The organism is Amycolatopsis sp. Hca4 (genome assembly GCF_013364075.1).
GTDB lineage: Bacteria > Actinomycetota > Actinomycetes > Mycobacteriales > Pseudonocardiaceae > Amycolatopsis.
Genome location: NZ_CP054925.1, coordinates 6573918 through 6588259, shown reverse-complemented (window position 1 = coordinate 6588259; position 14342 = coordinate 6573918). Strand labels below are relative to the sequence as shown.

Annotated in this window: 13 protein-coding genes; 6 read left to right on the top strand and 7 right to left on the bottom strand. The window is 71.7% G+C overall.

The window, feature by feature from the left end:
• The first annotated feature begins 143 nt into the window (after positions 1 to 143).
• From HUT10_RS29515 to lysA, 3 genes are all read left to right on the top strand, one after another.
• On the top strand, positions 144 to 1181 hold the full coding sequence (locus tag HUT10_RS29515) for an acyl-CoA desaturase (protein ID WP_176174185.1): 1038 nt from the start codon (positions 144 to 146) through the stop codon (positions 1179 to 1181).
• On the top strand, positions 1094 to 1357 hold the full coding sequence (locus HUT10_RS50130) for an RGCVC family protein (protein WP_368660785.1): 264 nt from the start codon (positions 1094 to 1096) through the stop codon (positions 1355 to 1357). The genes HUT10_RS29515 and HUT10_RS50130 overlap by 88 nt, the downstream gene beginning before the upstream one ends.
• A 149-nt stretch (positions 1358 to 1506) precedes the next feature.
• Positions 1507 to 2850, top strand: coding sequence for a diaminopimelate decarboxylase (lysA, locus tag HUT10_RS29510; RefSeq protein ID WP_176174184.1), 1344 nt, complete (start codon positions 1507 to 1509; stop codon positions 2848 to 2850).
• Here the strand turns inward: lysA and HUT10_RS29505 are convergent.
• Positions 2828 to 4375 (bottom strand): APC family permease, encoded by a 1548-nt coding sequence (locus HUT10_RS29505; protein WP_176174183.1) that lies wholly within the window; start codon positions 4373 to 4375, stop codon positions 2828 to 2830. The two genes, lysA and HUT10_RS29505, sit on opposite strands and share 23 nt — an antisense overlap.
• 264 nt (positions 4376 to 4639) lie before the next feature.
• On the opposite strand from HUT10_RS29505, the gene HUT10_RS29500 reads away from it, so the two are divergent.
• Positions 4640 to 5116, top strand: coding sequence for an Lrp/AsnC family transcriptional regulator (locus HUT10_RS29500; RefSeq protein ID WP_176174182.1), 477 nt, complete (start codon positions 4640 to 4642; stop codon positions 5114 to 5116).
• 45 nt (positions 5117 to 5161) lie between these two features.
• On the opposite strand, the gene helR is transcribed toward HUT10_RS29500, so the two are convergent.
• Positions 5162 to 7366, bottom strand: coding sequence for an RNA polymerase recycling motor ATPase HelR (helR, locus tag HUT10_RS29495; RefSeq protein ID WP_303246985.1), 2205 nt, complete (start codon positions 7364 to 7366; stop codon positions 5162 to 5164).
• A 101-nt stretch (positions 7367 to 7467) separates the two neighbouring features.
• Entirely contained in the window at positions 7468 to 9285 is a 1818-nt protein-coding gene (locus tag HUT10_RS29490; RefSeq protein ID WP_176174180.1) for a LamG-like jellyroll fold domain-containing protein, read from the bottom strand.
• An 80-nt stretch (positions 9286 to 9365) separates the two neighbouring features.
• On the opposite strand from HUT10_RS29490, the gene HUT10_RS29485 reads away from it, so the two are divergent.
• Positions 9366 to 9758 (top strand): glyoxalase/bleomycin resistance/extradiol dioxygenase family protein, encoded by a 393-nt coding sequence (locus tag HUT10_RS29485; RefSeq protein ID WP_176174179.1) that lies wholly within the window; start codon positions 9366 to 9368, stop codon positions 9756 to 9758.
• On the opposite strand, the gene HUT10_RS29480 is transcribed toward HUT10_RS29485, so the two are convergent.
• Positions 9734 to 10222, bottom strand: a complete 489-nt coding sequence (locus HUT10_RS29480) for a DUF6328 family protein (protein ID WP_176174178.1) — start codon at positions 10220 to 10222, stop codon at positions 9734 to 9736. The two genes, HUT10_RS29485 and HUT10_RS29480, sit on opposite strands and share 25 nt — an antisense overlap.
• A 126-nt stretch (positions 10223 to 10348) precedes the next feature.
• Between HUT10_RS29480 and HUT10_RS29475 the strand changes: the two genes are divergently transcribed.
• Positions 10349 to 10897 carry a superoxide dismutase gene (locus HUT10_RS29475; protein ID WP_176174177.1) on the top strand — a complete coding sequence of 183 codons (549 nt, stop codon included), beginning with the start codon at positions 10349 to 10351 and terminating at the stop codon, positions 10895 to 10897.
• A gap of 1 nt (position 10898) precedes the next feature.
• On the opposite strand, the gene HUT10_RS29470 is transcribed toward HUT10_RS29475, so the two are convergent.
• From HUT10_RS29470 to HUT10_RS29460, 3 genes are all read right to left on the bottom strand, one after another.
• Entirely contained in the window at positions 10899 to 11288 is a 390-nt protein-coding gene (locus tag HUT10_RS29470) for a TIGR03667 family PPOX class F420-dependent oxidoreductase (protein ID WP_176174176.1), read from the bottom strand.
• A 67-nt stretch (positions 11289 to 11355) separates the two neighbouring features.
• On the bottom strand, positions 11356 to 13185 hold the full coding sequence (locus tag HUT10_RS29465; RefSeq protein ID WP_176174175.1) for a DUF2339 domain-containing protein: 1830 nt from the start codon (positions 13183 to 13185) through the stop codon (positions 11356 to 11358).
• Positions 13186 to 13244: 59 nt separating this feature from the next.
• Positions 13245 to 14210, bottom strand: a complete 966-nt coding sequence (locus HUT10_RS29460; RefSeq protein WP_176174174.1) for a Gfo/Idh/MocA family protein — start codon at positions 14208 to 14210, stop codon at positions 13245 to 13247.
• Positions 14211 to 14342 lie beyond the last annotated feature (132 nt).

The window sequence follows — 14342 nt, the reverse complement described above, 5'->3', positions numbered from 1 at the left end:
CCGCCGGGTGAGAGGCTTGACGCACGACGCGGTACCACCGCGACCAGGCCCCAGTGCCCTTTCCCGAACCGGACCCAGACCCCGTCAAGGCTGGAAACCGTTGCTGGACAAGCCTTTAACGACTTAGCCAGAGCGGTGCGTTGATGACATCCACGCGAATTTCGGACACTCCCGCGACGCCCGGTAGCGATTTCGCCGAGCTGTCGCGGATGATCAAGGCGGCGGGACTCCTACAGCGGCGACGGCGCTACTACGCCGTGCGGATCGGCCTCAACCTCACTGCGTTCGGCGGCGGCTGGGTTGCCTTCGCCTACCTCGGCGACTCGTGGTGGCAGTTGCTCATCGCCGCTTTCTTCGCGATGGTGTTCGCGCAGCTGGCGTTCATCGGCCACGACGCCGGGCACAAGCAGATCTTCCGCAGCCGCGCGGCGAACGACGCGACCGGACTGGTCCACGGTGGACTCACCGGGTTGAGCTACGGCTGGTGGATCGGCACCCACGCGCGCCACCACGCCAATCCCAACCACGAGGACGAGGACCCGGACGTCGACATCGCCGCGCTCGCTTTCAGCAAGGCGCAGAGCTCGCGGAAGCGAGGGTTCCTGCGCTGGGTGGCGAAGTACCAGGCGTTCCTGTTCTTCCCCCTGCTCCTGCTCGAAGGGCTCAACCTGCACGTCTCGAGCGTGAAAGCGGTCTGGCGCGGGGATATCCGGCGGCACAAGCTGGAGGCGGTGCTGCTCATCGGGCACCTGACGGCCTATCTCGCCGCGGTGTTCATCGTGCTGTCGCCGCTGACCGGGATCATCTTCGTCCTGGTGCACCAGTTCCTCTGGGGGCTGTACATGGGCTGCTCGTTCGCACCCAACCACAAGGGCATGGAAATGCTGTCCGCCGGGCACCAGCTGGACTTCCTGCGCAAACAGGTGCTGACCTCGCGCAACATCCGCGGGAACCGGCTGACCGACTTCGCCCTCGGCGGGCTGAACTACCAGATCGAGCACCACCTGTTCCCGAGCATGGCCAGACCGAACCTGAAGCACGCCCAGGAGATCGTCCGCGACTTCTGCGCCCGGCACGACATTTCCTACGCCCAGTGCGGCTGGGCCCGCTCGTACGGGTACGTGCTGCAGCACCTCCACGCCGTGAGCGAACCCCTGCGGACGGCGAAGGTGGCACCGTGACGACGCCACCGCCCGCCACTCCGGCCGAGCCCCGCTCCGGCACACAGTGCCCGAGCTGCCCGCACCCGCTCGGCACGCACGACGCGATCGCGCGCCGCTACTGCGCCGCGACCGCGACCGGGCAGGCGACTGACCGCGGCTGCGTGTGCAGTACCGGTTCCGAAGCGGCTCACTGAGGCGAGCCCGTGACCGAAGTTACTGGCGCGTTAACAAGGCGTAAGCGGACCAACCGCAGCCGTCAGGACGGCATTCACGGGTGATCTTCGGGCTCGCCTCCGGGAGTGTCCTGACGGAGTCCGATCCGTCGTGATGCCCGGAGGCACCCGTGACGCTCAGCGAGCTTCTTCCCAGCCTCGGCTGCGAAGCCGCCGATCACCTCGAGCCAGGAGTCTGGCCGCGAAGCACCCGACTCGGCGAAGACGGCGAACTGCTCTTCGCCGGCGCGCCCGTCAGCCACCTCGCGGCCCGCTTCGGGACGCCGTCCTACCTCATCGACGAACAGCAGGTCCGAGACACCGCCCGCGAGTACCGCGAAGCGCTGCCGGACGCCGAAGTGGCGTACGCGAGCAAGGCGCTCTGTACGCGGGCCGTGCTGCGTTGGGTCGCCGAAGCGGGGTTGTCGCTCGACACCTGCTCCGCCGGTGAGATCGCCGTCGCGCGCTCGGTGGGCTTCCCCGCCGAACGCATGCTGCTGCACGGCAACGCGAAGACGCCCGAGGACCTGAAGGCCGCTCTCGGCTACGGCGTCCGGCGGATCGTCGTCGACTCGCTCGACGAGATCGAGCAGCTCGGCGCGCTCGCCCACGGCGCGCAGCAGGTGATGATCCGGGTGACGCCGGGTGTCGCGGCCGGGGCGCACGCGGCCATCAGCACCGGCGCCGAAGGCCAGAAGTTCGGCTTCTCGCTCCTCGACGGCGTTCCCGACAACGTCGACGCCGCCGTCGAGGCCGTGAAGCGGCAACCCGGGTTGCGGCTCCAGGGGCTGCACTGCCACATCGGCTCGCAGGTGACCCGGGTCGACCGGTACGAAGCCGCCGCGCGCCGGATGGCCGAGGTGCTCGTCCGAATCCGGGAGACCCACGGCGTCACCCTGCGGGAACTCGACCTCGGCGGCGGCCACGCCGTCCCGTACGTCGGCGGCGAGCCCGCCTTCGACCTCGGCGGCTATTCGCGGCGCCTGCGCGTCGCGCTGGCCTACGAATGCGCGGCGCACGGCTTCCCCCTGCCCCGCCTGACGATCGAGCCGGGCCGGGCCATCGTCGGCCCGGCCGGGATCACCGTCTACCGCGTGTGCGCGGTCAAGCGCGGCAGCCGCACGTTCGTCGCGGTCGACGGCGGCATGAGCGACAACGCGCGGCCGTCCCTCTACGGCGCCCGCTACACCACGCGCCTGGTGGGACGGCGGTCGAAGGCGAACCGCGTCCCGATGACCGTGGTCGGCAGGCACTGCGAAGCCGGTGACGTCCTCGCCGAGGGCATCAGCCTCCCCGCCGACCTGCACGCGGGCGACCTCCTGGCCGTGCCGTGCACCGGCGCCTACCACCACTCGCTGGCCTCGAACTACAACCAGGTCGGCCGCCCGCCGCTGGTCGGCGTCCGGGACGGCGTCGCGACGCTGCTGGTCCGCCGCGAGACCGAGGAGGACCTCAGCCGGCGTGATCTGGGCTGATCGTGTCGCCGCCGCGCGGGACGGACCCGCGCGGCAGGCGGCGGCCGGCGAAGAACTCCCGGCAGGCGCGGTGGACGGCGAACATCAGCGGCACCCCGAGCACGATCGACACCACGCCGATCACCGCGACGCCGCCGATGCCGAACACCGTCGTCTCGCCGGCGTCCGGCCGCGCGTACTCGATCAGCGCGAACACCAGCACGGCCAGGAAGAACACGCCGCCGGTGAACGGCAGCAGCCCACGCAGCACGAAGTGGCGCACGCTCGTGAAGAGCGTCCGGCGGAACACCCAGACACAGGCCAGCGCGGTCATCGTGTACTCGATGGCGATGGTCAGCCCGACCGCGTCGACCGAGTCGGACAGCACGTTGTCGCTGATCAGCGCCAGGAGCACGTACACGGCCAGCGAGACGAGCCCGAACGCCCAGGTCGCCACGGTCGGCGTCCGGTACCGCGGGTGCACGCGGCCGAAGACGCGCGGCAGGGCACCGTGGCTGGCCATCGACAACGTCGTGCGCGCGGCAGGCATGATCGTCGCCTGGCTGGTCGCCGCGCCGCTGGTCAGCACCGAGACGATCAGCAGCACGCCGAGGACCTTGCCGGTCGTCCCGTCGCCGAACACCGCGCCGCCCAGGCCGGCCAGCACGTCCTCGGAGTTCGCCTCGTTCGCCAGTCCGATCCCTTCGCTGCCGACGCCGGCGAAGGCCAGCGCGGCAACCGTCACGAGCAGGTAGTTCAGCACCAGCAGCACTGTCGACAGCACGGCGGCGCGGCCCGGCGCGTGCCGCGGATCAGCCGACTCCTCGTTGACCGACAGCGAGCTTTCCCAGCCCCAGTAGATGAACACGGCCAGCAGCACCGCCGAAACCGCGGCGCCCGCGGAGACCCCGCCCGGCCACAGCCAGTCCAGGCGCGGCAGCGACGCCTGCGGCCCGGCCGTGCCGTCGAAGACGCGGACCAGGGCCACCACCGAGAAGATCACCAGGACGGCCAGCTCGACGCCGAGCAGGAGCCACTGCACCCGGGCGGACACTTCGATCCCGCGGTAGCAGAGCCAGCAGAGGACCAGCAGCCAGGCGGCCCCGATCGCCGTCGTCACCCAGCGGTTGCCCGCCGCGTCCGAGGCACCGAACAGCAGCAGCGTGTAGCGCCCGGTCAGCGCGGACTGGCTGCTCATCACCAGCAGCTGCGCGGCCGTGACGACCCAGCCGGTGAACCAGCCGGCGTGCGGGCCGAACGCGCGGGCCGCCCAGGTGAAGTTGGTGCCGCAGTCGGGTTCCGCGGTGTTCAGCTCGCGGAAGGCGAAGGCCACGAACAGCACCGGCACGAACGAGAGCAGCACGAACGCGGCCGCCTGGAACCCGGTGCCGGCCAGCACGATCAGCCCGAGGGTGGCCGCGATGGAGTAGGCCGGCGCGGTCGACGACATCCCGATGACCATCGACGACACCATGCCCAGCGCGCCGCCGCGCAGCCCCTTCGCGGGTACGGCGGGGACGACGCCGAGCGCCACGGCCTCCGACATGCGTTGGTCCTCCTGGGGTTGCTGGGGACGAGAGAGCCGCCAGACGGTACCCGGCGGCGCCCGGCCGGCGCGTCCCGCTGTGCGCGGGCACACAAAAGCGCCTCGGAAAGCCTCGTGGATTCCCGTCCTGACCACCGAATCCTCGGCTGAGCGTGGCGTGCACGTCGAATCGCGCGAAGCTCGCGCGGAGGGCTCGCTTTCTCGGCTGGTCTCGATACGCTGCGCACTTGACAAATCACATGCCGAAACACAGGGAGGGACGGCATGGGTGACGAAACACGTGCGCGCGCGCTGGACAACACGGACAGATCGCTGATCGACCTGCTCCAGAAGGACGGCCGGGCCTCGTTCACCGCGCTCGCCAAGGCGGTCGGGCTTTCCGAGGGGGCAGTCCGCCAGCGCGTGCAGCGGCTGCTGCGCGACGACCTGATGCAGATCGTCGCGGTGACCGACCCCGCCAACGTGGACCTGACGCGCCAGGCCATGGTCGGCATCAGCGTCGACGGCGTCGATCCCCGCGACGTCGCCGACAAGCTGTCCGAGCTGCCGAACGTGCACTACGTCGTGCTGTGCGCCGGGCGCTACGACCTGCTCGCCGAGCTGGTCTGCCGCGACGACGACCACATGCTCGAGGTGCTCGGCGAAGAGGTGCGCAAGATCCCGGGCGTGTCCGGGACCGAGCTGTTCGTGTACCTCAAGCTGGCCAAGCAGAACTACTCCTGGGGCCGGCTCACGGCTTAGCGGTGCGGGGATGACGGGCCGTCCCGCCCGCCACCCCCGGTTCGCCTACAGGAAACGCCGGTGCCCGGACCTCGCGGGCACCCCGGCCTCGGCGAGGCCGGTCAGCGCCGCCGGGAGCGGATCCCGGTGCAGCACCCCGAGGCGCTGCGTGGCGCGCGTGAGCGCGACGTAGAGCTCCGCCGCGCCACGCGGGCCCGCGGCCAGGATCCGCTCCGGCTCGATCACGAGCACGGCGTCGAACTCCAGTCCTTTGGCCGCCGCGGCCGGGATCGTTCCCGGCACCCCCGGCGGGCCGATCACCACGCTGGTCCCGTCCCGGCCTGCCTCGTCGCGGACGAAGTCGCCGACGGCGCCGGCCAGCTCGTCGGCCGCCACTCGTCTGGACCACGGCCGGATCCCGCACGCCCGCACGGATTCCGGCGGCCGCACGTCCGGCGCGAACGACTTGAGCACCGCGCCGGCGACGGTCATGATCTCCGCCGGGGTCCGGTAGTTCACGGTCAGCTCGCGGTACAGCCAGCGGTCGCCGACGTAGGGCTCGAACACCGGCCCCCACGCCGTCGCCCCGGCCGCCGAACGGCGCTGGGCGAGGTCGCCGACGACGGTGAACGACCGGCTCGGGCACCGCCGCATCAGCACCCGCCAGTCCATTTCGGACAGTTCCTGCGCCTCGTCGACGACGACGTGCCCGTACGTCCAGTCGCGGTCGGCGGCGGCCCGCTCGGCGAGGGCACGCGGATCGCGCTCGGTGAACCGTTCCGCCAGCTCACCGGCGTCCAGCAGGTCCTCGGCCACCAGCTGGACGTCCTCGTCCAGTTCCTCCTGGTCCAGCTTCATCAGGTCCATCACGCCGGAGGCGTACTCGGCTTCCGCGGCCACCCGGCGGCGCGCCGCGGCGCGGTCGGCGCTGTCGTCCCGGCCGAGCAGGTCGACCAGCTCGTCGAGCAACGGCACGTCCGGCACGGTCCAGGCCGGGCCGTCCGCGCGGAACAGGGCCGGATCGGCCCCGGCGGCCTCGAGCCGGCGAGGAGACGCGTACAACGTCGCCAGCAGCACCTCCGGCGTCAGGGACGGCCACAGGCCGTCGAGGGTCGTGGCGAGCTCTTCGTGGCTCGCCAGTTCGTCGAGCACCTCGGCCCGGAGGTCCGCCCACAGCAAGCGGTCCGCCGGGCTCAGCCAGCCTTCGCCGATCTTCGCCACGGCCCGCTCGGCGACGAGCGCGACGGCGTGCTCGCGGAAGACCGCGCGGGCTTCGTTGTGCGGCAGCCCCGACGCGCGGGCGGCGCGCCGGGCTTCGGTGGCGAGCTCGGCGTCCAGCTCCACGGTCACGTCACCGAGGTCGATCGGCACCGGTTCGCCGGGCACCTGCTGGCGGTCGGCGACCGCGGCGGCCAGCACGTCGAGGATCTTCAGCGAACCCTTGAGCCGCGCCACCTCCGGCCGGTCTTCGGCCGTGACGCGCAGCCCGGGCACCAGGTCGCCGGTCGTCAGGAAGACGACGTCGGACTCGCCGAGCGAAGGCAGCACGCGGCCGATGTGGTCGAGGAACAGCGGGCTCGGCCCGACCACGAGCACGCCGCTGCGCGACATCCGCTCGCGCCGGGTGTAGAGCAGGTACGCCACCCGATGCAGGGCGACGGCCGTCTTGCCGGTGCCGGGACCGCCTTCGACCACCAGCACGCCCGCGTGGTCCAGGCGGATGATCTCGTCCTGCTCGGCCTGGATCGTCGCGACGATGTCCCGCATGCCCTCGCCGCGGGGCGCGTTGACCGCCGCGAGCAGGGCCGCGTCCCCGCGTTCGTCGTCGCCGGGACGGCCGAGCACTTCATCCGTGAAATCGAGGACGCGCCGGCCCATCGTGTGGAACTGACGGCGGCGGCGCATGTTTTCCGGCGTCGCCGCGGTGGCGACGTAGAACGGCCGCGCCGCCGGTGCCCGCCAATCCAGCAGGAACGGTTCGTAGTCGTTTTCCGCGTCGAAGAGCCCGATCCGGCCGATGTAGCTGGTTTCCCCCGAAACGGCGTCCAGCCTGCCGAAACAAAGCCCGTTGTCGGCGACGTCCAGCCGGACCGCCTCCCGCGACCGGAACCGGACGTCGTTCTCCCGTTCCCCCGGCGACACCCCGGTTTGCCCGAGCGCACCGCGGTACCGGGCCTGCGCCGCCGCGCGCTCGCGGTCGAGCCGCTCGTACAGCGCGGCGACGTAGGCCCGTTCTTCCCGCAATTCCTCGTCGTACCCCTGGTTTGACAAGTTCCCCTCACAGCGGTTAGACTCTTATCAGGTTCGGCGATCGCTCCCGTTGTTTTCGGAGGGCACGCCGATTTTTTATTGTCCACCCGCTGTCAAGAGCCTCAGCCCAGCATGAATTCACGCGGGTTCAGCGGCCGGTCGACCACCCGCACGTCACCCAGCAACCCCGCGAAACTGCGGTCGACCTTGCTGTCGTAGGACGACGCGCCGACCAGCCACGGGCCGCCCGGGTCGGCGAGCCCGACCGCCGGCGTGGCCGGGTTCCGCACCACCGGGCAGCCGTCGACGTAGACGACCGTGCGCCGGCCGTCGTTCACCACGGCCACGTGCCACCACTTCTCCACCGGCAGCTCGTGGCCCCAGTTCGTCGAGGTCCGGTTCTGGTTCAGCGGGTACACCGCCCACTGCAGCTCGCCACCGTCCGAAAGGGACAGCGTGGCCGCCGATTCCTTCGGGTCGTCGCCGGTCTTGCCCGCGGCCGCGCCGCTGCCTTGGCGGGCGAAGAGCCCGCACCAGCCGTGGTGGCCGTCCTTGAAGTTCGCCGGCAGCCGGAAGAACGCCTCGACCGTGTACCCGCGCTCGAACTTCAGCCGGTTGATCGGCGCGGCGTCGACCGTGCGCAGGTAGGCGCCCCGGCTCGGGTCGCGGCCTCCGTCGAACCGCAGGCTCGCCCGTGACGGCTGCCGCGGCGAAAACTCCTTCGAATACTGCAGCGCGTCCGGCCCGCTGCCGGGTGCGGTGACGCGCGTGAGGTCGTTGCCGCGGCCGGTCTGGTCGCGGACGACGACGGTGTCCGGGACCGCCTGGCCGTCCTGGCCGCCTTCGAAGCGCCAGTACGCGACCGTGCCCGGGACCAGCAGCTGCTTCGCCGGCCGCGCAGGCGGAACCGGCACGGGCGCGAAGCCCTTGAAGCGCTCGGCGAAGTCGATCTCCAGGCTGAAGTAGTCGGCGGCCCCGCTGCGCTCGGCCTCCTGCTGCTGCATCTCGCTGAGGTGGTCCTGCGCGGCGAGCCACGGCGAGAACGTCCGGACGTCGATCACGCCCCGCGCCAGGTCGAACCGGTAGAGCCGGACCATCGCGCTGCCGCCGTAGTAGCGGTCCTGGTAGTTGGCGATGTGGACGTGCACGTCGTGGCCGGCGGCGTTCTTCCGGACGGTGCGCCCGGTCGGCCAGTAGTGCCCGTTGAGCGTGAGGAAGATCTGGTCGTTGCCCTGGACGAGCTCCTGCCAGACGTGCTCGCCGAAGGTCGAGAACTGGGCCCGGTGGTCGTCGTCGGCCCAGACCAGCTCGTGGATGGTGAGGATGGCCGGCAGCGTCGGGTGCTGCGCGAGGACCTGCTTCGCCCAGTTCAGGCCGCCGGCCGAGGGCCGCCAGTCGAGGGCGAGCAGCAGCCATTCGCGGCCGCCGCCGCGGAAGATGTGGAAGGTGTTGTAGCCGTCCTTCGAGGCGCCCCGGAACGTCGGCGAGTTGCGCCGGCGCTGCGGGCCGAACGCGTCGAGGTACGGCGACGGGCCACGCTGGTCGTCCTTCGAGCCGTCGATGTCGTGGTTGCCCGCGAGGGTGCTGTACGGGAACCGGCGGCGGTCGAGCGCCCGGAACGACCGGCTGATCCTGGCGAACTCGTCCACCCGCCCGTTCTGGGTGAGATCACCGAGGTGAGCGAGGAAGACAACGTTGTCGGCCGACTCGTCGAGGACGTACCGCAGCGAGGCGTCCAGCGGGGCCGCGTCCCCGCGGTCCTCGTCGAACAGGTACTGCGTGTCCGGCATGACCACGAGCGTGAAGCGCGGATCTTCGGCGTCCGGGCGGTGCCGGCCGGTGGCTTCGGCGGCCGGGGCGCCGAGGACGTTCGGCAGGGTCGCCGCGGCGGCGACGGCCGGGGCGCCGAGGAGGAAGGTCCGGCGAGAAGTGTCAGTCACGGGCGGGAAGCTACGGGCGGCTTCCGACCACCCCGGCAACTGCTGCCGAACGCGGGATGAACAGCGGTAGTGTGCCCCGCATGAGCGGGCCGCGGGTGTTCCGGTTGATCCAGCCCGTCGACGACGTCGAGGTCGCCGTCGCGTTCTACGCCGCCGTCTTCGGCGCCCCCGGCGAGCGGATCGCGGTCAACCGCCACTACTTCACCTGCGGCGGCGTGGTACTGGCCTGCGTCGAAGCGCCCCCGGAACACCGCGAGCCCCGCCCGCAGCGGGACCCGCGGATCGTCTACCTCGCGGTCGAGGACGTCGAGGAGACGTTCGAGCGGGTGCGCGCCGCCGGACCGCGCTGGGTCGACGACGCGATCGAGACGCAGTTCTGGGGCGAGCGCTCCTTCTACGCCGACGACCCGTTCGGCAACCCGCTCTGCTTCGTCCAGGAGGACACGCTCTACTTGGGCGGGCCCGTCGGCTGATCACCGTTGGCCGGGTGCATCCGCATCGGCATGACGAACCAGAGGATCCCGAAGATCAGCACGCACAGCGCGCCCAGGACCACCATCGCGATCCAGCCGTAGACGACCTTGGCGATCAGCGCGACCGTCGAGGTGATGGCGAGGGCCAGGCAGACCAGCCCGACCAGCACGAGCCGGTTGCCGACGGTCAGGATCCGCTCCCGGCTGCCGGTGCGGAACAGCAGCCGGTGCCACGCCGCCGGCGCGGTCAGCAGCGCGGTCGCGGCCACCGCCAGCGCGACCGCGGACAGGTGCAGCGCCTTCTCGAACCCGCTGGCGTCGTGGAACCGGTCGGTGAACACGACCGACAGCAGGAAACCGAAGAGGATCTGCACCCCGGCTTGGGCGACCCGCAGCTCCTGCAGCAGCTCGCCGAGGTTGCGCTGCAGCTTCTCGTTGCGGGTTTCGCCGGTGTGTTCGGACACGATACGACCATAACCGGGCTCGGGACCGTCCACCGGTTGGGAAATACGTGACTTTTCCACCATATCGGTCACACTTTCGAGTGATGATCATGGCTGCGTCCCCGGACGACTGGCTAAAGAGGGGAAATGCGCCTTCTTCCCGCCTTGGCCGCCGCGGCCGCCGTCGCCGTACTCGTTCCGGGTGCCGCCGCCGCGTCACCGTCACCGGCGCGGTTCACGACCGCCCACGGCACGTTCTCCGACCACGCCCCGGCCGTGACGTACCGCCCCGACCTCGTCCCGCCCGGTGCCCGGGCGCACGTCTTCGGCGTTTCGGCCACCGGCACCACCACCCTGCTCTTCGTCACCGGCCTGCTGCCGGGTCGCGCCTACGGCGCCCACGCGCACACCCAGCCGTGCGGAGCCGCCGGCGACGCCGCCGGGCCGCACTTCCAGCACGTGCCGGACCCGGTGAAGCCGTCGGTCGACCCCGCGTACGCGAACCCGCGCAACGAAATCTGGCTCGACTTCACCACCGACCGGGCCGGCACCGGCTTCGCCCGGTCCACAGTGGACTGGAGGGTCACCGATCGGCGGCCGAAGTCCGTGGTCGTCCACGAGACGCACACGCACATCGACCCGGGCCACGCGGGCACCGCGGGTGCCCGGCTCGCCTGCCTCGACGTCGATTTCTGAGTCAGAACCCCCAGGTGCGCTCGGGCACCACGCGGATGCGGACGGAGTACTTGGCGTCGAACCCGGCCGCGTCCAGGCCGATCGCCGCGTAGCGGGAGCCGTACTTGTCGAGGTACCCGGGCGCCTCCGACGCCTTGCCCGTCTCGACGTGCGCTTTCCCGCTCACGACGAGGATCGAGCCGCCGTGGGAGTCGCTGTTGAGGTGGAAGCTGACGTCGGGGTTCGCCTCGATGTGCCGGAGTTTCGCGGTGCCGGGCTCGCTGAACACCACGATGTCCTCGCCGTCGAGGACGAACCACACCGGCCGGGGTGCGGGCCGCCCCTTCGGAGTGACGGTGGTGAGCCAGGCGATCGGTTCGCCGGCGCGATCGGACAGTTTCGGTGCTGCCATGTCGGTGCCCCCTGGTCGTCGGGTCTGTGACCCAGGTAACCACGGGGCACCGACAATTTCTTCCGCGCTACCGCGACGCGACCCGCCGCGCGTACCGCGTCCCGGCCGCCAGCAGCACCAATCCCGCGCCGAGGAACGCGCCGACCCTGGCCAGCCCGTCGAGCGTCGAGAGGTCGAACAGCACCAGCTTGACCACCGCGGCGCCGACCAGGATCAGCCCGGTCACCCGCAGCGCGACGACGTCGATCCCGCGCAGGAGCAGCACGAGCGCGGCGACCGTCCAGGACACCGTGATCAGTGCGTGGCCGAGGAGGAACCCGGTCCGGCCGGGCACCGCCAGCAGCGCGCCGCACAGCACGACCCCGGCGGCGCCGTACAGCGCCGAAACCCCGGCGACCAGCCAGATCGGCAGGTCTTCGGCCGGCCCGCGGAACACCTCCAGTCGCGCGGCGGCCCACGGCAGCACGACCGACACGGCGAGGATCAGCGCGGCGACCGCGAGCGCACCGGTCAGCTCGGCGACCGGGTGCGCGCGGGGGACGATCAGCAACAGCGGCGTGACGTCGAAGACCACGCCGAGCAGGCCGCCGATCGCCGCGAACCCGAGCGCGGCCGCCAGCGCGCCCCGGTTGCGCCCGCCGACCGCGGCCACCACCAGCAGCAGCGCCTCCCCGAGCAGCACCCCGGCGCGCGCCGGCCCGTCGAACTGGGTGACCGTCGCCTGCAGGAGGGCGAGCAGCCCGGCCAGCCCGGCCACCTGTCCCGCGAACCCGGGCCACCACCGCCGGGCGGCCCAGACGGCGAGCAGCACGACACCCGCACCGGCCGTGATCGGCACGGCCTGCGCCTTCGGCAGCAGCAGTGCCGCGATGAGCGTGGGCACCACCTCGGTCGCCAGCAGCGACAGCGCCGCGGGGTCGTTTTCGCGGCGGCGCAGCGCGATCAACGCGAGCACGACGCCGGTGACCCCGGCACCGCCGGCCGCCGCGGTGTTCGCCCAGCTGCCGCCCCCGCCGAGCAACGCCGTGCTGATCACGGAGGCGAACAGCGGCGGCAGACCGGCGGCGAGCGTCAGCGACGACCAGTCGCGGCGCAGCTGCACCGGTGCCGTCGCGAGCTGGACCATCAGCAGGAAGGTGACCAGTTCGGGGGTGAAGCCGCGGACGATCATCGGTGCGCACACGACACAGCCGATGACGACGGCGGCGGCCAGCAGCGGCGAATCCCAGCGCACGGCCACCAGCAGCCCGCCGACGGCGACCGCCAGCCCGGCGGCGAGCCCGGCGAGCACCGGCAGGAACTCGTACAGCGACGTCGCGGCGAGGACGTCAAGGTAGAGCGTCGCGATGCCGGTGGCGGCCAGCGCGAACGCGCCGGTGCGGCCGGCGGGCTTGCGGTGCAGCCACACACCGGTGCCGGTCAGCGCCAGCCCGAACCCGGCGCCGACGAGCACGCGCGGCAGCGGCCCGAGCCAGCCGCGCTGCACGGCGAGCACGAGCAGCAGGACGACGCCGAGCAGCGTCACGGCGCCGCCGACCCAGGCGAGCACGCGGCTGCCGGCGCCTTCCTTGCCGAGCTTTTCGCCCAGCGTCTGCCGCGGGATCGGCATGGAGGGCGCGGGCGCGTACTGCGGGGGCGGCGCGTACTGCGGCCGGGGCGGCGGCTGCCACTGGTAGTGCGGCCAGGGGACCGACTCGGGCCGCATCGGCCGGGGCGGCTGGGGCTGGGGTTGGGGTTGGGGTTGGGGCTCAGGCTGCGGCGGTTGCGCGGCCTGTTCGGCCTGCTCTGGCTGCGTCTCCCGGACGGTTCGCAGTTCGGAGCCCACCAAGGCGAGACGACGCCCCAGGTCGTCGATCTCGCCGGCGAGCCGGAGGAGCACATCCGCTTCGGTGGTCATACCGGACAGCGTCGCCCACCGGCGTCACCTGCGGATCCGTAGCACTACTCAATCGCGGGTCACGTCCTGGTCGCGGCCAGCACCCGGTCCATGGTGGTCATGATCGAGACGGTTTCGGCCAGCGGCATCAGCGGGCTTTCGGTCTCGCCGTCGGCCAGCCGCAGCGCGACTTCGTCGGCCTGGTGCCGCAGGCCACGCCCCTCGTCGACGTACTCGAAGCGGCTTCGCTCGCCTTCGCGCGGGATGAAGGTGAAGGACGCGGGAGCGTAGAAGGGCCCGTCGACCTCGATCCGCGCGTCGGTGCCCACGATCGCCGCGGTGGTCGGCGAAACGGCGCTCAAGGTGCAGGTCAGGACGGCCTGGGCACCGCTCGCGTAGCCGAACAGCATCGACATCTGGGCGTCGACGCCGGTGAAGGCGGGCGTCGCCATCGCGGCCACCCGCTCGGGCGCCCCGAGCACCATCGACGCAAACGACACGGGGTAGATCCCCAGGTCGAGCAGGGCACCACCACCCAGTTCCGGCGCGAACAGCCGGAAGGCCGGATCTTCGGCAAACCACTGCCCGTGATCGGCGGCGACGGTGACGACGTCCCCGAGCCGCGGCAGGAGCTCACGGATGTGCCGGACGTGCGGCAGGAACCGCGTCCACATCGCCTCCATCAGGAAAAGGCCGTTGGCCCGCGCCAGTTCGACGAGGTCACGGGCCTCGTCGGCGTTCATCGTGAACGGCTTCTCGACGAGCACCGGCTTCCCGGCTTCGAGGGCGAGCCGGGCGTTGCCGTGGTGCAGCGGGTGCGGGGTGGCGACGTAGACGACGTCGACGTCCGGATCGTCCGCGAGGGCTGCGTAGCTGCTGTGCCGACGGGGGATGCCGAGCGCGTCGGCGAACCGCCGGGCGCTTTCGGCCGACCGCGACCCGACCGCGGCGACCACGCCGGACCCGGTGAGCCGCAGGTCCTGGGCGAAGGCCGTGGCGATCCCGCCGGTACCCATGATTCCCCAGCGGAGAGGCGCGTTCGTCATACGCCGAACCCTATGCCTGGCCGGAGTGACGAGCCGATCACCGTGAGGGCGACGTGACGGTCCGGGAAAGCAGGTCCCCGTTCGCCCGGTGCGAACCCCCAGCCGCCGGTTCCGGCCGGCAGGCACCATCGG